18 protein-coding genes are annotated in these 23,860 nt (G+C 59.3%); 4 read left to right on the plus strand and 14 right to left on the minus strand.

What is annotated here, in order from left to right; all coding sequences use genetic code 11:
• Positions 1–137 precede the first annotated feature (137 nt).
• The 6 genes from AC6H1L_RS19225 to AC6H1L_RS19250 form a co-directional block, all read right to left on the minus strand.
• Positions 138–551 carry a PleD family two-component system response regulator gene (locus tag AC6H1L_RS19225; RefSeq protein ID WP_497599066.1) on the minus strand — a complete coding sequence of 138 codons (414 nt, stop codon included), beginning with the start codon at positions 549–551 and terminating at the stop codon, positions 138–140.
• A 125-nt stretch (positions 552–676) separates the two neighbouring features.
• A complete protein-coding gene (locus tag AC6H1L_RS19230) occupies positions 677–1,213 on the minus strand; it encodes a hypothetical protein (protein WP_497599067.1) in 537 nt (178 codons plus the stop codon).
• A gap of 399 nt (positions 1,214–1,612) precedes the next feature.
• Entirely contained in the window at positions 1,613–2,995 is a 1,383-nt protein-coding gene (locus tag AC6H1L_RS19235) for an ABC transporter substrate-binding protein (RefSeq protein WP_497599068.1), read from the minus strand.
• Positions 2,996–3,406: 411 nt separating this feature from the next.
• The gene (locus tag AC6H1L_RS19240; protein ID WP_497599069.1) at positions 3,407–4,726 is read right to left on the minus strand and encodes a WD40 domain-containing protein; all 1,320 of its coding nucleotides are present in this window, start codon (positions 4,724–4,726) and stop codon (positions 3,407–3,409) included.
• Positions 4,723–5,346 carry an RNA polymerase sigma factor gene (locus tag AC6H1L_RS19245; protein ID WP_497599070.1) on the minus strand — a complete coding sequence of 208 codons (624 nt, stop codon included), beginning with the start codon at positions 5,344–5,346 and terminating at the stop codon, positions 4,723–4,725. Before AC6H1L_RS19245 ends, AC6H1L_RS19240 begins: the two co-directional genes overlap by 4 nt.
• Positions 5,347–5,497: 151 nt before the next feature.
• A complete protein-coding gene (locus tag AC6H1L_RS19250; RefSeq protein WP_497599071.1) occupies positions 5,498–7,084 on the minus strand; it encodes an NB-ARC domain-containing protein in 1,587 nt (528 codons plus the stop codon).
• A 484-nt stretch (positions 7,085–7,568) separates the two neighbouring features.
• Here AC6H1L_RS19250 and AC6H1L_RS19255 point away from each other — a divergent pair, with 484 nt between their 5' ends.
• The 3 genes from AC6H1L_RS19255 to AC6H1L_RS19265 all read left to right on the plus strand — a co-directional run bounded on the left by AC6H1L_RS19255 (position 7,569) and on the right by AC6H1L_RS19265 (position 11,351).
• Entirely contained in the window at positions 7,569–8,969 is a 1,401-nt protein-coding gene (locus tag AC6H1L_RS19255; RefSeq protein ID WP_497599072.1) for an ABC transporter substrate-binding protein, read from the plus strand.
• A gap of 490 nt (positions 8,970–9,459) precedes the next feature.
• On the plus strand, positions 9,460–10,380 hold the full coding sequence (locus AC6H1L_RS19260; RefSeq protein WP_497599073.1) for a carbohydrate ABC transporter permease: 921 nt from the start codon (positions 9,460–9,462) through the stop codon (positions 10,378–10,380).
• Positions 10,377–11,351, plus strand: coding sequence for a carbohydrate ABC transporter permease (locus tag AC6H1L_RS19265; protein ID WP_497599074.1), 975 nt, complete (start codon positions 10,377–10,379; stop codon positions 11,349–11,351). The genes AC6H1L_RS19260 and AC6H1L_RS19265 overlap by 4 nt, the downstream gene beginning before the upstream one ends.
• A 144-nt stretch (positions 11,352–11,495) precedes the next feature.
• On the opposite strand, the gene nagZ is transcribed toward AC6H1L_RS19265, so the two are convergent.
• The 8 genes from nagZ to AC6H1L_RS19305 all read right to left on the minus strand — a co-directional run bounded on the left by nagZ (position 11,496) and on the right by AC6H1L_RS19305 (position 20,823).
• The gene (nagZ, locus tag AC6H1L_RS19270; RefSeq protein WP_497599075.1) at positions 11,496–13,178 is read right to left on the minus strand and encodes a beta-N-acetylhexosaminidase; all 1,683 of its coding nucleotides are present in this window, start codon (positions 13,176–13,178) and stop codon (positions 11,496–11,498) included.
• A complete protein-coding gene (locus AC6H1L_RS19275; RefSeq protein ID WP_497599076.1) occupies positions 13,178–14,161 on the minus strand; it encodes an N-acetylglucosamine kinase in 984 nt (327 codons plus the stop codon). The genes nagZ and AC6H1L_RS19275 overlap by 1 nt, the downstream gene beginning before the upstream one ends.
• Positions 14,162–14,187: 26 nt before the next feature.
• The gene (gene murQ, locus AC6H1L_RS19280) at positions 14,188–15,126 is read right to left on the minus strand and encodes an N-acetylmuramic acid 6-phosphate etherase (protein WP_497599077.1); all 939 of its coding nucleotides are present in this window, start codon (positions 15,124–15,126) and stop codon (positions 14,188–14,190) included.
• 132 nt (positions 15,127–15,258) lie between these two features.
• Complete coding sequence (locus AC6H1L_RS19285; protein WP_084659202.1) at positions 15,259–16,005, minus strand: GntR family transcriptional regulator; 747 nt, start codon at positions 16,003–16,005, stop codon at positions 15,259–15,261.
• A gap of 296 nt (positions 16,006–16,301) precedes the next feature.
• Positions 16,302–16,805, minus strand: a complete 504-nt coding sequence (locus tag AC6H1L_RS19290) for a MaoC family dehydratase (RefSeq protein ID WP_497599078.1) — start codon at positions 16,803–16,805, stop codon at positions 16,302–16,304.
• A gap of 33 nt (positions 16,806–16,838) precedes the next feature.
• A complete protein-coding gene (locus tag AC6H1L_RS19295; protein WP_497599079.1) occupies positions 16,839–19,043 on the minus strand; it encodes an acetate--CoA ligase family protein in 2,205 nt (734 codons plus the stop codon).
• A gap of 181 nt (positions 19,044–19,224) precedes the next feature.
• On the minus strand, positions 19,225–19,635 hold the full coding sequence (locus AC6H1L_RS19300) for a Zn-ribbon domain-containing OB-fold protein (RefSeq protein ID WP_497599080.1): 411 nt from the start codon (positions 19,633–19,635) through the stop codon (positions 19,225–19,227).
• A 24-nt stretch (positions 19,636–19,659) separates the two neighbouring features.
• Positions 19,660–20,823 carry an acetyl-CoA acetyltransferase gene (locus AC6H1L_RS19305; RefSeq protein WP_497599081.1) on the minus strand — a complete coding sequence of 388 codons (1,164 nt, stop codon included), beginning with the start codon at positions 20,821–20,823 and terminating at the stop codon, positions 19,660–19,662.
• 350 nt (positions 20,824–21,173) lie between these two features.
• Between AC6H1L_RS19305 and AC6H1L_RS19310 the strand changes: the two genes are divergently transcribed.
• Positions 21,174–23,858 (plus strand): MGH1-like glycoside hydrolase domain-containing protein, encoded by a 2,685-nt coding sequence (locus AC6H1L_RS19310; protein WP_497599082.1) that lies wholly within the window; start codon positions 21,174–21,176, stop codon positions 23,856–23,858.
• Positions 23,859–23,860 lie beyond the last annotated feature (2 nt).

Here is a 23,860-nt window from a genome sequence, read left to right on the forward strand (position 1 = left end):
ATGAGGCTGCGGCAAGTCTCAGGCTTCTCCCTGAGACACTTAACCTGCGAGAGGCCGTCATGATTGCGGCCTGTTGGGAGGGACTACCAGGCTCAGCCAGCCACACTCTAAAGGGGAGAGAACCAAAGCAGGTAGCTTCAAGGCTCGTCCTCAGAGGCGGCATCAGAGCTGGCCTGACCCTCCGAAGCTAGCAGCTCCTGCACCAGACTTGTGAGCGAGCTACTCAGCTTCGCGTTAGATACCACGCGCTGGGCGCCTGCCTCTAGGGCCTTTGTACGAGCCTCCAAATCAACATGGGGACCAAAGGCCAGCACAGGCAGACCGTGTTGCCGGGCCAACCGGATCGCCTCATCCCAGGCTACTCCCGGGATCGAGATATTAACGATTGCCAGCGCCGGCTGCTCGCGCGTCGGGCCACTGCTGGCCAGCGCCTGCGCAAACCCTGCTACATCGCGTACCACGACTGTCTCCAGCGCCAGATGGCGGAGCGTATCGCGTATCTTGACCGCGAAGAAGAGGTCTCGCTCTAGAGCAAGCACTCTTTGCGACACAGGCTGATACTCCTGCTGACAGGCTTTCTGACTCAGGAAGCTGTCCGTACTTCTTCTGGCTGTGATGCTGCCGTCGTTGCTTACTCCTCTCCCCTTGCCGCGTTACGCTGGCTGCCCCCAACTTCTTAGTCGTCGGTTGGCTCCTGCACAGGGCGGCGGAAAAGCTCGGCCAGCTCCTCATTAATGAGATCGATATTCGTGTACTGCTCGCGGCTCAACACGTGGTGTGTGCCTGTGCAGTAGGGCTTACTGCACTTGCGCATGTGGCTCGTCTCAAAGAGCAGATTCCCATTTTCCACACTCACCCAAATATGCTTGCGTGAGTAGCCATCGCCCCACTTTAGCAGCAGACCGCTCTCATATTCATCGAAACGGCCCTGTCCGTAGAGATAGTCGCGGTTAAACATCTGCAGAATCTCACGCACGCGACTGGCGGCCACTACCTCAGCAACCTCTGGCCGCATGCGGGTGGTAGCCTCCTGAGCCAGATCCTCCTTGGGGATTTCCAGCGCCCGCGAAGAGTGCTGCTCTTCGCGAATCATGCGCTGAATCATAGCCGCTTCGTGATCGGAGAGACTGCGCGACTGGCCCAGAATCAGAGGCTTCCCATTGGATGCACGAAGGCTACGTTGATTATTGGGATGATTCTGTTCAGGCACCATTGTGCTCCTTAGCTACAAGCGCTTTCGGAGAGAAAGCGGCATTCCTCTGGGCGAACTGACCTGACCCTGTCCGACTCACTGGCGGACAAGGAGTCGGTGGCTCACGCCGCCGAAGCGATCAGCCCGTCACGTCTTCCTACTGGCTAGCTAGCTAGACTGCTTCTTCCGCAGCAGTTGTTCTGGTTGCTTAATGGCTTACTCTCTGTCATAGCTTACAACGCGGCGCTCCCTTTCACAAGGGGGCCTTCCCCTCACAGACAAAGGAGATCCTGTTACCAGGCCAGGCCGACCTTGCGCTTTCAGTCAGGATAACCATGCGCGAGGAGAAGAGAGAAGATCGTGACCGGGCCTCGCGCTGGCTCATTCGCCTGCTCAGCAAGGCTGCGCATTGAACCTTAGCTAGTCGGGATAGTTGCGCCGGGCGACCGCTTCGATAGACTCGAGGATCGTGTCCAGTTGATCCGGCGCTTGGATAAAAGCCAACATGCCTTTCCAGAACGCGTGCTGTACTACCGGTGGCATCAGATCGCCCGCTCCGAAACAGAAGAGAGGCGCCGTGCTTAACATCTGCGCCGAGGCCCGTGCGACAGGATTAGGGTAGGCGCTCATTGGGACCGCCTTATTGACGGAGGTGAAGCCACCACGCCGGACCCAGATCTCTTGCGCTTGGGCGCTAGCCAGGTATTGAACCAATGCCCGTACCTCGGCTGTGTCCTGCAGGGCGACCACTGCATCGGCTCCCCCGGTAACGGCATCGGCATAGCGCGGATCGATCGCCGGGAAAGGAAAGAAATTGATCTCCTCACCGGGTACGATAGTGGGAAAGCGGCTCGTGACAAAGCCAAGCACGAAATCACCCGAATAGTAGAAGTAAGCGCGTGGAGGTTGTTCGAAAGGGGCGTAGCTGGCGTCCTGAAAGTTCGTCAGAAGAACCGAGGACGGCCCATTCTGGATATAGTGCTTGCCGTTGAGAATAGAATTAAAGCGACGAAAGGTTTGCTTGAGAGTCGGGTCGGTCCAGGCAATCTTGTGGTTAACCCAGCGCTGATACATCTCTGGCCCCCACTCCTTCAGGTACAGCTCTGCGATCCAGTCCGCGGCAGGCCAGCCACTCGAAGCCGCGCTCTCAACGCCCAGCGCCCACGGATAGCGTCCCCGGGCGGCGATGGCGTTTGAGACCGCAATCAGCTCATCCCAGGTGCGAGGGATACGCAGACCCAGAGCCTGCAACTGCTTGGGGTTGTACCAGATGATCCCCTTATTGGCCGCCTTGTAAAAGAGCGCATACAGTGCCCCTTTGTAGCTGCCGAGATCGATCCAGGTGCGCGTGTAGTCACGCTTGATCGTTTCCATGTCCAAAAAGCTGTCCAGAGGCAGGAGCTTCCCCTGCGCGGCCAGTTGCTGCATTCCGCCCGGATTCGGGAGAATGGCCACCCCCGGGGGGGTATTCGCTCGCAGTAGGGTGGTCAGGAGCGTGTCTTGATCGCGCGTAGAGACAACTTGCACCTTAATCTGAGTCTGTTGCTCGAAAGGAGCAACCACTGCCCGAAAAGAGTCCTGCTCCTCGCTGCTCCAAACGGTCAAAACATCGATCGAGGCCGACTGATTGTCACAGGCTGCCAGCAAAGCGAGTGCGGAGTGGGCAGCCAGGCCCAGGGTCACAGCACGCTGTAAGAAGACGCGACGACGGAGGCGCCCCTGCTTGCCTTGCCTCCGCTGGTACAGAGCCTGCCTGCCCGACCGTTCATCGCGCCATTGGTGATGATGGTGTGGCGCGGGCATGTGTTCCTCCCAGGCTCAGTGCGCACTGAGCTTCCAGCGATAAGGGGCGTGAGTTAACTACCTCACAGTATAGTTGCTTCGCGCTGTCGGTGCAATATGGTACCTGTCAGAAAAACGCACTGCTCAACTGGTAATGTTCGAACGACCTGAGATGTTTCTGATTCTTCGATGGTTTTAGTGATAGATGCTGTAAATCAAAAGAAAGCGGCATGACCACCAGATCAAATAAGCAAAGAACAGCTCCCCTGTGCTCAGCCTGCCCGCAGATCTGACTGACTGGCCACCAATGCTGGTTGAAGAAGCAATCACCCTGGCCTCGCCTGACGTGGCGAAGCAAGCTAACCTGAGCTGCTCGCCGCTTGCGTGGTGTGAATGAAGGCAGGCCAGAGCCTGCGAAGCTACGCGGGATGCTCAGGGAGCGCGCCACACTTGTACGGTATGGTCCCAGCTACCCGAGGCCAGATAATGATCGTTGGGAGACCAGGCGACAGCGGTGACTTCATCGCTGTGCTGGCGGTAGATCAGGGCTACCTCGCCGTTAAAGGGATTCCAGACCTGGACCGTGGCATCAGCTCCCGCAGAAGCGATAAAACGTTCATCGTGCGACCAGGCGACAGCATCGACACTACCGTGGTGACCAGTATAGACCCGCAGAGTGCTACCATTGCGGGCGTTCCAGACGCGCACCGTGCCGTCTTTGCTGGCGGAAGCGAGATAGCGCCCATCGGGTGACCAACTCAAGGAGGTAATGGCATCGCTATGCGCCGTATAAGAAAGAAGCGGTGTTCCTGGATTGCTGGTGTGCACGTTCCAAATGCGCACAATATTACCGGCGTCGCCTGCTGCCAGATAAGTACCGTCGGGTGACCAGGCCAAGGTAGTCACAGGAAAGATCCCGTTATAGATAACGGCCTGCGCCCCCGTGGTTGCGTCCCAGACCCAGACATGATTGTCGCCCCCGCCCGAAGCCAGACGCCGGCTGTCTGGTGACCAGGCCAGCGCATAAACAATATCCGTGTGACGGGTGAAGCGGAAGAGACGCTGACCCGTATCTGTATCCCAGACTTCGACGGTGTGATTCTCGAAGGCCGCAGCCAGATAGCGCCCGTTAGGAGACCAGGCGACGGCATAAGCAATGCCGGCGTCAGTCGCGTAGCGATAGCGCAGAGTGCCGGTCAGGGCATTCCAGACTTCGATCGTGCCCTTGAGATCGCTGGAGGCCAGCGAGTTGCCATCAGGCGACCAGGCCAGAGAGCTGATAGCGCTGCTATGTCCGCGGTAGGTGACCAGCAGCGTGCCCGGGCTGGAGGCTCCGCTCTTCATAAGCTGATTCAGCAACGGCAAGCCCAAAGCCAACAGCAGGCAGGCTGCGATCAGAACCGTCACGGCTGTCCACAGGCGCTGGTGCAGCGGGCGGGCCGATCCAAGGCGCAGATGGGGATGGCGCGCAGGCCGGGCCTGCCTGCCAATCTGTTGCGGCGAGCAAGACTCTGCCTCGCTCTCGAACTTGCTCAAGAGGGCGGCCAGGCGCGGCACGGGTTTCAGCACCGGATCAGGTAGCGCCCGGAGCCGTGCATCGATCAGCTCGTAGTCGGCCCGTGCGGCTGCACAGACCGGGCACTGCTGCAAATGGGCCTCAAGCGCCTCGCGATCGGCTGCTGACAGATCCTCCGGGCGCAGAGCCAGTTTCTCTGCCCAGGCCGAGCAGGGGGGACGTAGCGGCTGCTTCATTTCCGCTTGCCTCCTCTCTGCCTGGCGGGGAGGCCTTCACTCAGCAAGCGCTGATAGATCTGGCGCATTTCCTCTTTGCCTCGGCTAACATATTTACTGACACACGATTCTTTCATGCCCAGTAGTTCGGCCACTTTGCGCTGTGGCAGGCCTTCGATCACGTAGAGGATGAGACAAGAGCGATAAGTTGGTGAAACCTGTGCAAGCGCAATCTGGGTCAGCTCACGCTCCTCGATATGCTGTTCCATTCGCCGGGTGCTCAGCTCGCTCCTCTCCTCCTGGCAGTCCTCCCAGGGGACGTACTGCATGCGCCTGGCCTGCTCCAGATAATTATGAGCGACATTGGTGGCGATACGGTACAGCCAGCTCACGAAACGCTGCGGATCGCGCAGGCCCGGCAGTCCTTGCCAGGCGCGGAAAAAGGTCTCCTGGGTCAAATCACAACTAATCCCATCGTTGCCAACCATGTGTTTCAGATAGCGAGCGATCCGATGCTCGTGGCGCTCGAACAGTGTATCAAAGGCAGCCTGGTCGCCGCGTTGCGCTCGTTGTACAAGAGCTGGCTCATCAAGCGAGCCATTGGTCCCCGATGATGACGTATCCTCTATCCTGTAAGCCATGGGCGAGGTTCCTTAACGAGCTGCCGAAGACGACTGTAGAGAGACCCTGGCACCTCCTTTGGACCTGCTGCGTTCCGCTAGCGCTTTCTCCGCTGGCGTCTCAGGAGACAGACGCGCGAGGAACGCTCAGGCTCAGCCCCCTGAAGACCACTCAAGGAGAGAGCGCCAGGGGATCAGCGTGAGCCGGCTGCTGATGGTCCTGGTAATGGAGCGCAGGCAGCGGCGGCTGAGATCCCTCCTCTCCATGATACACCACCAATGTCGGATCTGGGCAGCGGGTAGAACGCTCGGGCGAGCTAAGGCTGGCCATAGGCGAGCGCTCTGCCAGTGATCCAGAGGCAGTCACAGGCTTCGACGCGGGACGGGGAATCTCCTGCTCCGCAATCTGCGCCCGATAGCGCGCGTACTCAGCGATCACGGGATGCAGCGTATAGCCGTCTGCCCCAGCGCTTTCCAGCAAACCCGCATCCAGCAGCTCATCGAGGGTCTGCGTCGAAACCCGCTTGCTTAAGGACGCTTCCTGAAAGATATGTGGCTTGGGTGGCAAGGCAGCCAGGGAAGTCAGGGCCTGGCGGGCCTCGCGGCTCAACCGGCGATAGCTGCTTTCAAGAGCCGCTGCTAACGAAGGTGGAGCGGCCTGAGCGTGAAGGTGGTGAGGTTCCACGGAGGCATTGCAACCCTCTAGAGAAAGACGCAACCGTGGGTTCTGAAGGCGCTCCAGTGCGGCGCGCAGCCGACGGAGCTGACCGCTATAGGCCTGAGCCTGGAGATAGCGCCCAATCAACGTCAGGGCGAGAGGGAGGCCGCCAACAGCTTTCACCAGAGCTAAACTCGCCTCGGGGGCCAAACGCGTAGCCAGCGGGGCAAAGCGCTCCAGCACCGCCAGCGCCTGATCATCTTCCAGCTCAGGCACGCGGAAAGCCCGTTCATTGGCAAACTGGAGCGCCACCACCGGCAAACGCGTTGTCAGCAGGTAGGCGCAGCGAGGCCCGCCGACCATTAGCAGCAAGGCCTCAGCATAAGACCAGGCGTCATCGATGACCAATAACATGCGTCGGCGCTGAATAGCGGCACGCAGGGCCCGGACCCAGCTTTCAAGACTTTCTAGACGAAGTTGAATGTGGGGAGGAATCTCTAGCAAGGCTGCCCAGTGACGCAGCAAAGCCGGTAGATCAGGCTCGCTGCCGAGCCGGCCCCAGAGAATCCCTTCCTTAAAGGAGGCTTGCACCTCTGGATCATGCACCAGCGCCAGCGCCAACGTTGTCTTGCCAACCCCGGGTAAGCCATAGAGAGCCACAGTGTTACAGCTCTGATCTTTCAGCAACTGCGCTTTCAGCTGAGATAGGAGATGAGCGCGGCCAATAGGCGAGAGACTCTCCGGGATCGCTAGCGGAATGGCGGGGTCAAAGATGCCCTTGCTGGTTTCTGGCTCTTCGCCGCTGCTCCCCTGCGGCCCTTTGACCTGAGTACCAGCGGCACCAGCGGATGACTCACTGGTCTGTGGAGACGCCTGAGCAGGCTCCTGGTAGAGGCCCAACTCTTGGGCCGACAGACCAAAGAAGCTGCAAAGCTTCTGACGGAAGTAGGCGCTAGGGGTAGCATCTCCGCGCTCCCAGCGACCAATCGTTTTCGGATCAGCTACTCCGATCTGAGCTGCTACATACTCGCGCGACCAGCCTCGACGGAGTCGCTCGCTACGAAGCCGATCATTAGCAGGCATTTTTCTGGCCTTGCTCACGGCTGTATCCTTTCTGAGCTTGTTGTCCCTGTGCCTATACTGTATGACAGGAGAGCCATGAAAAATCTGACAGTGAAACGGGCAAAACTGCCTCTGCCATTGGAGAAGAAAGGGAAAATCGCTGCGCTGGCGCTGTGTGATCAGCCTCCTTGATCAGCCGGATGATGAGCGACATGCTGGCCGCCCAGCCTGGCGTAGCGTGTCTGACCGCTGCGATCCAGCCAGCTAATCAACCGACCAATAAGCGATTAGGCGGGTCAAACAGGTAGAAGCAGAGGAAAACAGATGCGTGGGACGCCAGCAGGGTCAAGCCGCCTATGAGCCGCCGTACTGTCCCCGCAAGGACGTTGCCAGTGCGGGGCGGCCTGGCTACACTCTCTGTCTGTACAGACTGCTTTCTGCTCCACTCCCTGTTTGTCTGTAGCAGTTGCAAGCAGCAAGCAACTGTAGTAAGCCGAGCATCATCAGCTCAAAGGAGGAGCATATGTTTATTTATGATCGGCAACAGCGCGAGGCACTAGACCAGCTCGTGCAGGACCTCAACGAGCAGCGGATCGGGCGGCGGGTCTTTTTGCAGCGCGCAATGGCATTGGGGCTGACGGCCAGCGCTGCCGCCTCGGTCCTGGCGGCCTGTGGCACGCCTAGCACCACGGGAGGAGGCACCGGCACGCCGGCAACCGTCACCTCGGTCGATGTGCTCAATGTCTGGAGCGGCGAGGAGCAGCAATCATTTGATGCCGTCGTAACTCCTTTTGAGAGCCAGTCGAAGATCACCGTGAAGATCGAGGCGACACGTGACCTGGATGCCGTGCTCACCTCCCGCTTGCGCGGTGGCAACCCGCCGGATATTGCAGTGTTGCCTAACCCGGGCAAGATGCAGCAGTTGGCCAGCCAGGGCAAGCTGATCCCCCTCGATTCCTTCCTTGATATGAACAAGGTCAAGAGCGATTATGCTTCGACCTGGATCAATCTCGGCTCCTATAATGGTCGGCTCTACGCCCTCTTCTATAAGGCGGCCAACAAGGGAACTATCTGGTATAATCCCACGCAGCTGCAGGCGATTGGGGGAACGATCCCCAAGACCTGGGATGATCTGATCAAGCTCTCCGATATGATCGCCAGCAAGGGAAAGTATCCCTGGTCGATGGGCGTTGAGAGCGGCTCGGCCAGCGGCTGGCCGGCTGCCGACTGGGTCGATGAAATCTTCCTGCTCCAGTCGGGGCCTGATCTCTACGACCAGTGGGTCAATCACAAAATTCCCTGGACGCACAGCAGCGTGAAGCAGGCTTTCCAGACCTTCGCCCAGATCATCACCGGAAAGCACTATATCAATGGGGCGCCCCAGTCGATCCTGGCGACCAATTTCCAGGATGCCAGCTATGCCCCCTTCAAAAATCCCCCAGAGGCTTACCTCTACTACCTCGGCGATTTTACCGCCGGCTTTATCACGGCGCAGTTCAAGAACGCCCAGCCCGGCAAAGATTTCAACTTCTTCCCCTTCCCGACGATCAATGCTCAGTATCAAGGGGCCGTGACTGGGGGCGCCGATGTCATCGTGGCCTTGAAGGATAATAACGGTGTGCGCGAGCTGGTGAAGTATCTGGAGACAGCCCAGGCTCAAGAGATCTGGGTCAAGCGCGGTGGCTTCACCTCGCCGAGCAAGGCAGTCTCTTTGTCGTCCTATCCCAATGATGTGGCCCGCGCCTCGGCGCAGATGCTGACCAGTGCGACAATCTTCCGCTTTGGCGCCGATGACCTGATGCCGCCGGCTATGGAGACCGCCTATTGGAAAGCCATGCTGGACTTTATTAAGGACCCGACGAAGCTCGATAGTATCTTAAGCTCGCTGGAAGCCACTGCCCAGCAGGCGTACGCTTCCTCCTAGGAACCAAGGGAAGTGCCGCACTTGGGGGGCGTGCAGCTGCTAGCTCGCAGGCTCTCCTCTGACGACCAGGCCTGGCCGGGTCGAGCTTGGCCGGGCCTGCTTCTTCCTGGTAGCTCATTGGCTCCGCCTGGACAAATGGCTGCTGAGAGAGGCTCACATGAGCGCAGGCGGGTGAGGGAGAAAGCGCTTCCCACCTCTCTCCTCGGGCCAGGGGCGCTGCTCGGTGATGACTGGCAACGAGGCCGGTCTGACTCGCCAGATCATCCCTGACCCATCGCGATGGATAAGAGGCCTCTCTCATACCTGGCGCTTTGCTTGCTCCTTCGCTGGGACAGTTCAGCGCTGACCTGTGCGAGCAGCAGGGCTGGCTGACCAGATGGAGCCTCTTCGCCTCTTGCTACGTGGTACTGGTGTCAGGTCTGTAAGGACAAACTGACAGGCTGGCATGCCACTGTGTCATTTGATATATGATTCCCAGGGGTGTGTGCTTATGATCAAAGCCATCGAAGAGCGGCGAAGCCTTCCGACAAAGACAGCAACGCCCAGAAAGCGTTTCAGCCTAACCCCCTGGCTCTGGATCGCTCTGGCGGTCCTCTTTGTGGCCATCTTTCTGGTCTATCCGCTGTTCTTCACCATCTGGCTCAGCTTCCTTGACGCCACCTCCACTCACTTTGTTGGGTTGCGCAACTATCTCTTGATTTTTACGAATCCATCTCTGCTGGAGGTATTGCGCAATAACCTGCTCTGGCTCGTATTGGCCACAGTGGCGACAGTCGTCCTGGGTCTGCTGATCGCCGTGCTGGTCGATCGGGTGCGCTTTGAAAGCCTGGCCAAAGCGGCTATCTTTGTTCCGATGGCGCTCTCCTTCGTGGCTGCCGGCGTCATCTGGCGCTTTGTCTATGAATATGCGCCGCCTGGCCAGACGCAGATCGGACTGTTGAATGCTCTGTTGACCGCCCTTGGTGGTCAGCCCCAGGCGTGGCTCTCCGATAGTCGTTTCAATAACTTCGCTTTGATTGCGGTCTATGTCTGGATGTGGACAGGCTTCTGTATGGTGATCCTCTCTGCAGCCATCAAGGGGATTCCCAGTGAGATTCTGGAGGCCGCCCGCTGCGACGGTGCCGGGGAGATTACCATTTTCTTCCGCATCATTGTGCCGATGATCAGCCCGACCATTGCCGTAGTCACAACGACGATGGTCATCAATATCCTGAAGATTTTCGACGTTGTCTACGTCATGACAGGTGGAAACTATGGCACCAACGTGGTTGCTGTCGATTACTATCAGCAACTCTTCAATTTCGACAACTTTGGGGTGGCCAGTGCTCTAGCTGTCTTGCTCTTGCTGGCAGTCATACCCATTATGTACTTCAATATTCGCCGTTTCCGCGTTCAGGAGGCTCAACGATGAGTACGATGAATCCAGAGGCACAATCGAGCCTGGTAGCCCCTCAGAGGACAGTGCCAGCCTGGCCAATAGGGCAGGCCGCTGTCAAGGTGAAGCGCCGGCCTTTGCATCAGCGGCTCCTGAGCCTGGTCAACCATAGCCTGGTCTCCGTGATCGTTATCCTGATCGCTCTTGTCTGGTCGGTACCTACTCTGGGACTCTTCATTAGCTCCTTTCGTCCCCCGGCTTTGATTCACACCACTGGCTGGTGGACTGCCCTGGTCCCGCCCTGGAGCTTTACGATTGAGAACTATGTGAATGTCTTACAGGCTCAGGGACTGGGCCTGGCCTTCCTCAATAGCCTGATCATTGCTGTCCCGGGCACGATTCTCCCGACCCTGGTAGCGGCTTTCGCTGCCTATGCCTTCGCCTGGATGGATTTCCCCGGGCGCGATTGGATCTTCCTGACAATCGTAGCTCTGATGGTCATCCCGGTGCAGATGACCTTGATCCCCGTGCTGAGCCTTTATACGATGCTGGCTCAGGCGACGGGCCTGCAGCTCGCGGGTAGTTACCTCGGTATCTGGCTGATGCATACTGCCCTCGGTCTGCCGTTCGCCGTCTATCTGCTGCGCAATTTCTTTGCCGGTCTACCCAGCGACCTCTTTGAGTCGGCCCGCATTGACGGCGCCTCCAATATCAACATCTTCTTCCGTATCCTTTTACCTCTCTCCGTACCTTCTCTGGCTTCACTGGTGATCTTCCAGTTCATGTGGGTCTGGAATGATCTGCTGGTCGCCCTGGTCTTTATGGGCAGCAACCCCGATCGAGCGCCGATGACGGTGACGATTGCCAACCTGGTCAACTCCTATGGCTCAAACTGGGAAGTGCTGACCTCGGCGGCCTTTATCTCGATGGCCTTACCGTTGGTGATCTTCTTTACCTTGCAGCGCTACTTTGTGCGCGGTATCCTGGCTGGCTCTGTCAAAGGCTGATCCCCGGCCTCTGGCCCGACTGGCTGTCTCGCGCGCCTGATCTCGCCAGACCAGGCGGAGCAGGAAGGCGGCCTCCACTCCACGCAGGAGCAGATACAAGAGTGGACCGCCTTCTTGCTGCTGCTGCTCCCGCATGCAGGCTCTCTAGCAACTCAGACCCTCACCGCGAGCGTGCAAAGGAGGGAGGCTAACTGGCAGGCGACCCTGGGGATGGGCTGCTCCGAAGAGCACGGCGCTGGCTGTTTCGATGGCTGGCCGCGTATATTCGTAGGTGACCAGGTAAGTGGTGAGCTGTGGGCAGGCCAGAAGGTCGTAGGGATTATAGACAGCCAGTGCCACGATAGGGCAAGGGGCTTCTCTGTGTAGCCAATTGATATACTCGCTTTGAGCACTGTCCAGATAGGCGTTGACCGTTACGAGCAACACGAGCTGAGATTGGGCGATGTCTACGCGCAGGGCCGCCCGCTCGGACTCCGCAAGGGGGAGCCTCAAGAGGCGTGCCTCTGTATGAGGGTGGTAGCGTCGGATAGCGGCGATGAGCGCCTCGGCAGGATAGCGCTGATCTTCAACACGGCTAGCCCCCTCTTTCTGGGGGATCAGAATGAGCAAGCGCTGCTCAGGAGCCAGCCGGAGGGGAAGCAGTCCTTGATGATTGCGCACCAGTGTGATGGTTCGCTCGTAGCTGCGTCGTTGCAGCTCCAAATGCTCGGGGGCTTTGAGCTGGCGCAGCGCCTCGGGCTGCGGCAAGCGCTCCCAGGAGAGATAGCGTGCTTTAAGTTGCTGCAGGCGTCTTAATGCCTGCTGAAGGCGAACGGGCGAAAGGCGTCCTTCGTCGAGGGCAGCGCGCATAGCCGCCAGCCCGGCAAGCTGACGATCATAGCGATGTGAGATCAGAATGAGGTCGAGGCCGGCTTCTAAAGCCCTCACTGTGGCCTGTTCAATGCCCAATGTGGAGGCGGTGGCCTCCATCTCCAGACAGTCGCTCATGGCCACACCGTCGAAACCCAGGCGTTGCCGTAGGAGGCCCGTAATAATTGACGGGGCGACCGTTGCGGGAAGCTGGGGATCACCAGTCAGAGCCGGAAAGGCGATGTGAGCCGTCATAATAGAGTCGGCCCCGGCTTTCTCTAGCACATGGGCAAAAGGAACTAGCTCCAGGCGTTCCAGGCGGGCCAGATCGTGAGGAATGAGCGGTAGCGCGAGGTGTGAATCGGTCGCCGTGTCGCCATGCCCTGGGAAATGCTTCAGGCAACTAATGATGCCCGCCTCGCGGTAGCCGCGTACAGCGGCCAATCCCAGGCGGGCGACCTGTTCGGGATCTTCGCCAAAGGAGCGGACACCGATGACAGGGTTGGCAGGATTATTGTTAATATCCAGGACAGGCGCCAAATTCATATTAATGCCCAGGGCCTGCAACTCGCGCCCGGTAGCGCGGGCAACGGCAGTCACCAGCTCAGGGGAGTCGCTGGCACCCAGGGCCATATTACCAGGAAATAAAGTGACATGCTCGCCCAAGCGCTGGACCATGCCATTCTCTTGATCGATGGCAATGAGTAATGGGTAGCGGTGACCAGCGGCGCGAGCTTTGGCCTGCAAAGTACTGGTCAGGTGATAGACCTGCTCGGCACTCGCGATGTTACGTGAAAAGAGGATGACCCCGCCTAGCTGATGGTTCTCGATAAGATCGAGAATGGCGGGCGAGGGTTCGGTCCCCTCGAAGCCGGCCATCAATAATTGGCCGAGTTGATCGCGGAGATCTGCAGCGCTAGAGGTAGCTCCTTCTCCGTTGAGAAGCGTCTCTGATGAGGAGTGCTGAGAAGAAAACATTAGCCTCTCCCTCTTCCTTCATCGCTCGGGTAGGTGCTGGCAGTAGACAGGGCGGCGCTCTGTGGATGACGCACGGCTTCCAGATGAATCGCCGCTTTGGCGGCACTCAGCGCCGGCTCCTCTACAATGACTACCTGGCCAAGACGGCGCCGAGCCCGCAGCCGGCGCAGGATCTGGGCCCGAAAAGGTGCCTCACGTACCAGCAGGCTTCCCGCCAGAGCCAGTGGTACGACGTTCTCGGGGAACTCCAATTGATGGCTGACCACCAGAGCGGCCAGAGCCAGTTCAGCGGCAGCATTTCCCACGATGCGACGCGCTACCGGATCGCCCTCGCGAGCTGCTGCAAAGACGCAAGTAGCCAGTTGCGCAATGGCTGCAGTCTCTTGACTGTGGTAAACAACGCCTATCAAGTCCTCGGCGCGCTCTAGTCCCCAGTGAGCGAGAATACGGGGCAGCAGGCTGGTGTGCGGACCACGGCCATCAGCAGCGCGTGCAGCAGCTTGCAGAGCCTGGCGCCCGATATCATAGCCACTGCCCTCATCGCCCAAGAGATAGCCCCAGCCGCCGGCACGACGCACGCGCCCGCAGGCATCCCGTCCCAGGGCAATTGATCCGGTGCCTGCGATTAACACCACCCCGATAGCCTGCTCCAGCGCTGCTAAAGGCAACTCAGCATCGTTCGTCACATAGACCTGCTCGGCCAGTGTGGCCAGGGGAGGAGAAAGAACGGCGTGATCGGCTGGGCGATCGAGACCGGCCAGGCCGATCCAGGCAGCGCGCGGTCGATTGACGGCACCAGCGGCTTGTAAGGCCCGCTCAGCGGCCAAGCGCACCTGACGAATGGCCTCTTCCTGGCCGACAGAGACATAGTTTGCGCTGCCGGCCAGAGCACGACCGCGCTCGCGTCCGTGACGATCAACAACAATCGCCAGGGTTTTGCTGCCTCCACCATCGACCCCAAGATAAAACTCTTCGTCGCGCATAGCTCCCTGCTTCTGTGGCGTATTTCTCAGCATGACAGCGAATCCAGAGTAGCGCGTAAGATAAAATGGTGTTCAGCCAGGCGCTGGCGAGCGCTCTGGGGATCAAGGCCGCTGAGGGCGCAGACGATCGCTGTTTTCACCTCGCCGTTGGCCTGCGCCAGCACCGCTTCGGCTGCAGTTCGCTCCAGGCCGGTCACAAGCTGGACGATGCGCAATGCGCGCTGCTGCAGCTTGTAATTGGTGGCCTGAACATCGACCATCAGATTGCCATAAGTTTTCCCGAGCAGGATCATGGTGCCGGTGCTGAGCATATTGAGCACCATTTTCTGGGCAGTGCCGGCTTTCATGCGGGTGGAGCCAGTGATGACCTCGGGACCAACAACGGGGGCGATCATGATGTCAACAAGAGCTTCCAGTGGCGTGTGACGATTGCAGGCCAGCCCGATGGTCAAAGCACCCTGCTCGCGGGCATAGGTGGCAGCCCCCAGCGCGTAGGGAGTGCGTCCGCTGGCCGTAATAGCGACCAGGGCATCGGTAGCTCTGATCTGCAGCTGTTGGGCATCGTTGCGACCTGCCTCGGCGCTGTCTTCAACATCTTCGTGAGCCTGGTTGAGCGCGGCAGGACCACCGGCGACCCAGCCGATCACCAGATCGGGGGGAACATTGAAGGTCGGAGGGCACTCAGAGGCGTCCAGGGCGCCCAGCCGTCCCGAGGTGCCGGCCCCCATATAGATTAAGCGCCCACCACGGCTTAGGCGGGCAGCGATGGCCTCAATGGCACGCGCGATCTGGGGCAATTCTTGTTTGACTGCCTCTGCCACCCGGGCATCTTCCGCGTTGATGATCTGGACAATCTCTAGAGCACTTTTGCGATCGATATCGCGACTGGCGGGGTTGTCCTGCTCGGTGACAAGCTCGCTCAGGGCAGATTCGCCTGAGTGATCAGGCTGTAAAGAGGCTGACATGTTGACTGCTCCTCACTCTTGTATGACAACAGCTCTCAGACTCGGCTCCTTGTGCTGTCCGGCCGAACTGAGCCGCTCCTGGGTTTCCTGCTTGTGCTGTTCACCGCTGCCTGGTTTAGAGTGCGCGCGTGACTACGAGAGCAGCTGCTCGCGCTTCATATGGGTATAGAACACGTATTTATTGCCACAATAGACAGAAGAGGCGTACTCAATGGGCTGGTTACGCTCAGTGTAGGTCACACGCCGTGTGAAGAGGGCCGGGCTGCCCACTGGGACCTTAAGATATTGAGCTTCTTCGCTGCCGATGAGTCCGGCCTCTAGCTCCTGATCGGCTTCAAGCAAGGGCAGGCCGTATTTGGTCTCTAGCAGACGATAAAGCGAATTGTGCTCCAGGTCCTCTTCAAGGAGTTTTTCGCAGCCAATAAAGCTAATGTGCGAGACCTCAATAGCCAGTGGCTCGCCGTCGGCCAGGCGCAGACGGTGAAGACGGAAGATCTGCAGCCCGGGCTTGATGCGCAGGCGTTCGGCGACGGCTTCGTCTGCTGGGCGCATTTCGGCGGAGAGAACCCGTGTGCCAGGCTGCTGTCCACGGGCCTTCATGTCTTCGGTGAAGCCCGTCAGGTGGATGAGTTGCTGGGTAATCTTGCGCCGGCTAACAAAGGTGCCTTTCCCTTGTTCACGATAGAATAGCCCTTCGTTCACCAGCTCGGTAATGGCTTGCCGGGCCGTCATGCGGCTGATCCCGTATTGCTCGCCAAGCTCGCGCTCCGAAGGGATCAAATCCCCCGGCTTCCATTCACCACTACGAATCTTTTCACGCATGATCTCCTTGAGCTGATAGTAACGTGGTAATGGGCTTTTTCTCACGATCGTGCTCATGGCTGTTCCTGTTCAGCAGTGTTTGCGTACTGACTGACTTCCTCAGATGCCAGTTTGGGCCTCGCTCGCGGCAGACCTCCTTTTCAGGGGCACGCCGTTCAAGGCCAACACAGATTACAGTATACCACACGGCCTGTCTACTTGGTATATTGTCTAGACCATAGACGCTCTCTCCCCTAAAGAAGGCCTCGGTACCGTAACCGCAGTCTCCCTCCTATGGTCTACTCTGATAGTTGTATATACCACTAGACCGGCGCTCAGCGGCAGCTCGCTGCCTGACCAGCGTTGGTAGCTCGTTACTCTTTGATCATCTTGTCTGCCTCAGCCTTTCTTTCTTGGGGGCCGGGGTCAGACGTGGCCTGCAGGCGGATAAAGCTCGGGAAGCCTTTGAACCAGGCCTGCTGGACTTCGACCCCGTCCTGATTGACAAAGCTGGCCTGAGCCGAGAACAGGCGTTGCTCCTCATCCTTGGCGACAAAGGTCACTGTACAGGTAATGGTGTCCCCGGGATAGACGGCCTTCACAAAGCGGAAGTGCATTTCGGTAGCCACGAAGCCCAAGAGGCCGCCAATGTGAGTAATCATGCTGCTGATGAGCAGCCCTGGAAGGATACGCCTCCCATACCAGCTTGCGCGCGCAAAGGTTTCATCCAAATGGTAAGGATTATAGTCCCCGGTCAGGCCGCAAAACAGGGTCATATCTCCCTCAGTAAAGGTGCGGCGAAAGACAAAGCGCTCTCCGGGCTGAATAGCTGCGAAGGAGCGGCGCACCTGCTCCTTGAACTCTTCTGAGGCTGCCATGCGTATCTTGTTCTCCTCCGCTCTAGCGATGGATTAGCCAGGGATAGGTGAAGTAAGGGAACGCTCTCCCTTGTGGGGGGCCGAGCGCCAGATGATCAAGGCATCGAGCACCTCCACCTGATCGCCATTAGCCAGCAAGGGATTGATCTCCAGTATCTCCAGGTATGGGGCCAGAGCCTGCGCCAACAGCGTGATCTGGTAGATCACAGCGCTGAGACGCTCTAGATTGACGCTGGGCTGATGGCGCAGACCGCGCAAGAGGGGGAAACCGCGTAGCTCGGCGAGCATAGCGAGGATCTCGCGGCGCGTCAGCGGCAGCGGGCGCAGGGCGAGATCGTGGAGTACCTCGGCCCAGAGGCCGCCGAGGCCGACAGTCAGCGTCAGGCCCCAGACTTGATCAGCGAAGACACTGACCAGCAATTCGCAGCCAGACTGGCGCATGGGGCTGACAAGCATGCCCTCGAAGGCGCTCTCCGGCACGTGCTGGCGGGCGACTGTGAGCAAGCGCTGGAAGGCGCTCGCTACCTCCTCATCGTTACGCAGATTCAAGGCGACGCCCCCGATGTCGCTTTTGTGGAGGACCGCGGGTGATTGAAGCTTCAGGGCCACAGGAAAGCCGTAGTGATGAGCGGCAGTCAGGGCTTCAGCCGGGGAATGCACCAGTTGGGCTGGAACGACTGGAATACCGGCCCGTTCTAGCAATGGGCGGGTGCGCACCTCTGACCAGCGGCCTTCCAGAGAAGCTGGCAGCCCGGCCCTATCCAGGGTCAGAGCTGGCGTCGGCGCTGCCTCCTCCTGATCCGGCTGCTGTGGCTGGCCGAGCTGCTCTGACCACCAGAGCAGGCGGCCCAGGGCGCGCAGGCCATGTTCAAGGCCAGCCATGATATGCAGGCCAGTGCGCTCAACAACCGGCAGCATGGCGGCGGGCAGGTCAACACAGGTGTTGGAGACCAGCACTATTGGGCGAGCAGAAGTATGGACCAGCTCGGCCAAGTGCTCATACTGGCTGAGCAGTGCCTGCTGGCTCTCCGGCGTGGGACGGCGCAGGCCGTCGATGCTTACCACATTGAGCACGAAGTCTAGCTGGGGATCTTCCCGTACAATGGCCAGGGCTCGCTGTTGGAGCGTACCATCGACCACCACATACCCGGTCACATCCAGCGGATTGTGAGGGGTAGCAAAGGGTGGTAGCACGGCCCGTAGTCGCTCGCATGTTTCCCCGCTCCAGGCGGGCAGAAGCAGGCCCTCCTCCTGGGCGCGGTCAGCGATCAGATCGCAGGCGCCGCCCGAGGGAGTGACTGCTCCCAAGCGGCGACCTGGTAGGGGACCGTAGTAAGCGGCCAGCGCTGCAGTGGTCAGCAGGTCCTCTAAGGAGGAGACACTGATCAGGCCCAGTTGGCGCAGGGCGGCCTCGTTGACAGCCGCATTGCCAACCAGGGCGCCGGTATGGGCCGCAGCGCTGCGAGAGCCAGCCTCACTCCGTCCGACCTTAAGCACCACCAGGGCGCAGCGTTGGGCCAGGGCGCGGGCCGCCAGGCGACGCAGGGCCTCGGGCTGGCGGATACTTTCGAGAAAGAGGGCCACTGCGCGCGTCCTGGCGTCATTCAGCAGGTACTCAAGAACATCGCAAACGCTGATCATGCCCTCATTGCCTAGCGAGACCAGCAGACTCAGGCCAATGGCATGGGCCTGGGCAAAGGCCAGTACGGCACTGGCCAGGGCCCCGCTCTGCAGGATCACGGCCACTGGTCCGCTTCGCAGGGGGAAATTGATGGGCAATCCATAAGGGGTGATGCCAGCAGTGGCGTTAATGAAGCCGTTGCCATTCGGTCCCAAAATCAGCAGGTCGTGGGCCTGGGCGAAGGTCAAGAGTTCCCGCTCCTGGGCTGCTCCTTCCGGGCCGGTTTCGCGGAAGCCTGCTGTCAGTATCACGAAATGGCGGATGCCGCGCGTTGCTCCCTCGGCGACGACCGGCAGCACCTGCGCGGTCGGGACCATAACAAAGGCCAGATCAACCGGTTCTGGCAGATCGCTTAGCCTCGGCAGAGTGGCCTGTCCATGCACCTGGGAGCGCCGCGGATTGATCAGATAGAGGGGGCCGGCCAAATTACTGGCCTTGAGATTTTGCACCAGGTAGGTCGACCAACGCGATGCGTCGCTGGCTCCGACTACGGCGATGCTACGCGGATGAAAGAATGCCCTCAGCCGCTCTGCTGCGATGGGTTTCTCCTGTTTCATGGGCCTTCGTCCTTTATGGGCTGCATTGCAAACGACAGGAGACGCGCCTCATTGCTATGGCGTAACAAAATCGGTCAACCAGCCAGCCGACAGGAACAGGCGGGCCACAAGCAGGGGGGAAGGGTGTTAATTTGAGGCCCGCTTGTGCGTCGTCCGTCTGGCTGCTGGCGGCTCTCTAGCCCTATTCTGCCAGGCGGAAAAAGGGTAGCGCCGGGCGTCCGCTGACCCGATCAAAAGTGACGCGTACAGGGGCGCCGATGCGTACGCGCTCGCGCGGCGCGTCAAGCAAGCGGGTCATCAGGCGTACGCCCTCTTCCAGCTCGACGATAGCAATAATAAAAGGGGCCTCGGCGGCAAACGGGCCAAAGGCGCGGTGAACAACTGTGTAGGAATAGATCATCCCGCGGCCCGAGGCCGTGACCCACGTGAGCTGGTTGCTGTGGCAGTGTGGGCAGAGCAGGCGTGGATAGAAGACATGGCGTTGGCAGGCCGTGCAGAACTGGATACGGAGCTCTCCCTGCTGGATGCCCTCCCAGTAAGGGGCTGACTCGGGATCACTCTGCGGCAGGGCGTAGGTTGGCTCTTCGCTCATAGTCCATACTCACTTTCTCTTTCTTCAATCCTTGCCAAGCAGAACGGTTGCCGCTGAGGAAAGAACGCCTCCGGTGCCGTGGGCCAAAGCAAGACGGGCCCCCGGAACCTGGCGCGGACCACACTCGCCGCGTAGTTGGCGTGTGGCCTCGATGAGGAGAAAGATGCCGTACATGCCGGGGTGGCAATAGGAGAGACCTCCGCCATTGGTATTCATGGGGAAAGGACCACCCGGAGCTGTACGTTGACCACTGACAAAGGGGCCGCCCTCGCCAGGCTGACAGAATCCGAGGGCCTCTAGCGTCATGATGACCGTGATCGTGAAAGAATCGTAGATTTCCACAACGTCGATTTCCTCTGGCCGCAGGCCGGCCATCGCAAAGGCCGCCCGTCCCGAAGCGATGGCCGCCTGGTGGACGGCCAGATCGGGCATGTTGGCGATCGTCGCGTGGGTGTGAGCTTCGCCATGACCGAGCACCCAGACCGGCGGCTTGCGAGCCTGGCGTGCGCGCTGCGCTGAGGCCAGCACTACGGCCCCGCCGCCATCGGTCACAAGGCAGCAATCAAGCAGATGTAAAGGCTCCGCGATCCAGCGTGAAGTGAGCACATCCTCAATCGTAATAGGATCGCGCATCATGGCTTTCTCGTTAAGCATGGCCCACTTGCGTGTAGCCACAGCTACCTCTGCCAGTTGCTCGCTGGTCGTGCCAAACTGGTGCATGTGGCGCATAGCGGCCAGGGCATAGGCCCCTACAGGAGTGGGCAGGCCAAACGGACCCTCGAACTGCTCCGTAAGGCGGTAGGTTGAGCTGATCCGTCCGCGGGAACGATCCGAGCGCTGAGTACTGCCGTAGACAATGAGGGCCACCTCAATGAGGCCAGCCTCAATAGCTGCTACAGCGTGCTCGATGTGCGCCTCAAACGAAGAGCCTCCAATGTTGGTGGAGTCACTATAACGCGGTCTGAGGCCGAGATATTCAGCCAGGGTCAAGGTGGGAGACCAAGACCAATTGCCGGCGCAGAAGAGCGCGTCGACCTCATCAAAGCCGAAACCAGCGTCTTCAAGGGCGGCGCGAGCTGCCTGCGCCTGGAGCTGCAGAACAGTTTTATCGGGGGTATAGCCCAGGTCGGACTCAGCAACACCGACAATGGCGGCGCGCGGGCTACGCGGCGCGGATGCTCTGGACATGCGTGCCTCCAGCCTGTCTACTTGTTTGTAGTAGTAGTATAGTGTACCATCTCCTGCCCGGCTCGGCCTAGACGCCAGACGAGCACGAGGGGAGAGCCGGCGGGAGACCTGGCAGAAGAGGAGAGGCTGTCTCCCCTCTCTCTCCTTCCTGCGCCCTGGCGCTGGTAAGCCAGAAAGGGATCGCTCTGCAGCCGGTCGTCGGAGTCCTCCGTTCTATAAACAGATACTTTAGTGTGAAAGCAGGCTCGCTGCCTCTGGCCAGTGCAGTTGACGCGAGCTTGCCGAGCCCGAGACTTCACGACTTACCCACTCACAAACCAGGCTCAAACAGGGAAAGGAGTTATCTCTGCATGGACGGAGAGACGTTGGCCCAGGCAGAAGAGGAACGCTTGCGGGAAGCCACAACTCACGAACGTAATTGGGAGCGTTGGGGTCCTTATCTGGCCGAACGCCAGTGGGGAACGGTGCGCGAGGACTATTCCGCCGATGGAAGCTGCTGGGACTATTTCCCTCATGATCACGCACGCAGCCGCGTCTATCGCTGGGGAGAGGACGGTCTGCTTGGGATCTGTGACCGTGAGTGCCGGCTCTGCTTTGCTGTGGCAGTGTGGAATGGTCAGGACCCCATCCTCAAAGAACGCCTGTTTGGCCTTACCAATAGCGAGGGCAACCACGGCGAAGACGTCAAAGAATACTATTTCTACCTTGACGCCGTGCCCAGCTCGGCCTATCTGCGCGCGCTCTACAAATATCCTCAGCGGGCCTATCCCTATGCCCGTCTGGTTGAGGAAAATCGCCGACGCTCGCGGAGCGAGCCAGAGTATGAGCTGCTTGACACGGGGATCTTCGACGAGGATCGCTACTTCGACTTGACCGTCGAATATGCTAAAGCCTCCCCCAACGACATTCTGATCCGTCTGACCGTGGCTAACCGTGGGCCGGAGGCTGCTACGCTGCATGTGCTGCCCACGCTCTGGTTTCGCAATACATGGGTCTGGGGCCAGCGTGGGGAAGATTACTGGCCCAAACCGCACCTGAGCACCCCCGATGGCCAGGCTCTGCTAGCTGAGCATCCCTCGCTGGGGCGTTTCTGGTTGCTGGCCGAGCGACGGCCAGAGCTGCCAGAGCCGCGCCTGCTCTTTACGGAGAACGAAACCAACTTCCAGCGTCTCTTCGGCGTTCCCAACCCTACCCCCTATGTCAAAGATGCCTTCCATGCCTATGTCATCGAAAGCAGGCAGGAGGCGGTCAATCCTGCTCAGGAGGGCACCAAGGCCGCCTTTTATTACGTACTGACGGTGCCTGCCTCCCAGGAGCAGGTGCTGCATTTACGCCTCTTTGCAGAAGATGAGGCTCAGCCCTCTGCATTTGGCAACGAGTTTGCTGCGCTCTTCGCCCAGCGCCAACGGGAGGCTGACGCTTTCTACGCGGCTCGCATACCGGCCTCGCTCTCGGAGCAGGCTCGGCGTGTGATCCGCCAGGCTAACGCCGGCCTGCTCTGGAATCGCCAGTTCTATAACTATGACGTGACCACCTGGCTCAAAGGTGATCCAACCCAGCCAGCGCCGCCCCCCTCACGCCTCTATGGGCGCAATCACGACTGGAAGCACCTTTTCAATCGAGATATTCTCTCCGTTCCTGATAAGTGGGAATATCCCTGGTATGCGGCCTGGGATCTGGCTTTCCACGCTGTAGCCTTTGCCAATCTTGATCCCGACTTTGCCAAGCAGCAACTGATCCTCCTCTTGCGTGAGTGGTATATGCATCCCAATGGGCAGCTACCGGCCTACGAATTTGCCTTCTCGGACGCTAATCCGCCCGTCCATGCCTGGGCTTGCTGGCGCGTCTACAAAATGACCGCGGCGCGTGGCTCCCGTGACCTCCAGTTTTTAGCTCGCACCTTTCATAAGCTGCTCATCAATTTCACCTGGTGGGTGAACCGCAAAGACGTGGCTGGGAGGCATCTCTTTAGTGGTGGTTTCCTGGGCCTCGACAATATCGGACTCTTCGATCGCTCGCGTCCTCTGCCTGGGGGGGAACAGCTAGAGCAGGCTGACGGTACTGCCTGGATGGCCTTCTACTGCCTGACCATGCTGGCGATTGCCTTGGAGCTGGCTCACGAGGATCATGCCTATGAAGATGTGGCCTCCAAGTTCTTTGAGCACTTCATCGCCATTGTGGACGCGATGAACGCCATTGGAGGAAATGGCATGTGGGATGAAGAGGATGGCTTCTACTATGATCAGCTCCTCATCGATGGACGGAGTCTTCCTTTACGTGTGCGTTCGGCGGTTGGCCTTATTCCTCTCCTGGCGGTCGATATTCTCGATGACGAGCGGCTTGCCGCCCTGCCCGGCTTCACCAAACGCCTGCGTTGGTTTCTGAACAATCGTCCTGATCTTGCTCGTCACATCTCCTATCTGCAGGGAGGTGGACAACACTCCGAAGCGCATCGGCTCCTGGCTATTCCCTCGCGTGAGCGTCTGCTACGCGTTCTGCGCTATCTTCTGGATGAGAATGAGTTTCTCTCTCCTTATGGCATTCGCTCGCTGTCGCGTTACTACCGTGACCACCCCTACACCATTGTCCTCGATGGCCAACAACTCAGCATAGATTATGAGCCAGCGGAATCGCAAAGCGGCCTATTTGGCGGAAATTCCAACTGGCGCGGGCCTGTCTGGTTTCCGTTAAACTACCTCCTCATCGAAGCGCTGGAGCGCTATCATCATTTCTACGGGACGAGTCTCTTGGTCGAGTGTCCCACAGGCTCGGGGCGGCAGTTGACGCTAGCGCAGGTGGCCCAAGAGCTGACCAGGCGTCTGTGTCGACTCTTCCTCCCTGATGAGCAGGGGAAAATCGCCTGGTGTGGCAAGGAAGAGCGCTTTCTCACCGACCCATACTGGCGTGATTTGACCCTCTTTTACGAGTATTTCGATGGCGAAACAGGGCGAGGTTTGGGCGCCAGTCACCAGACCGGCTGGACTGCGCTCATTGCTCGCCTGCTGACGGACCTGGCTGAGGCTGCGTCGCCCTGATT

The sequence above is a fragment of the Thermogemmatispora argillosa genome (assembly GCF_059696725.1).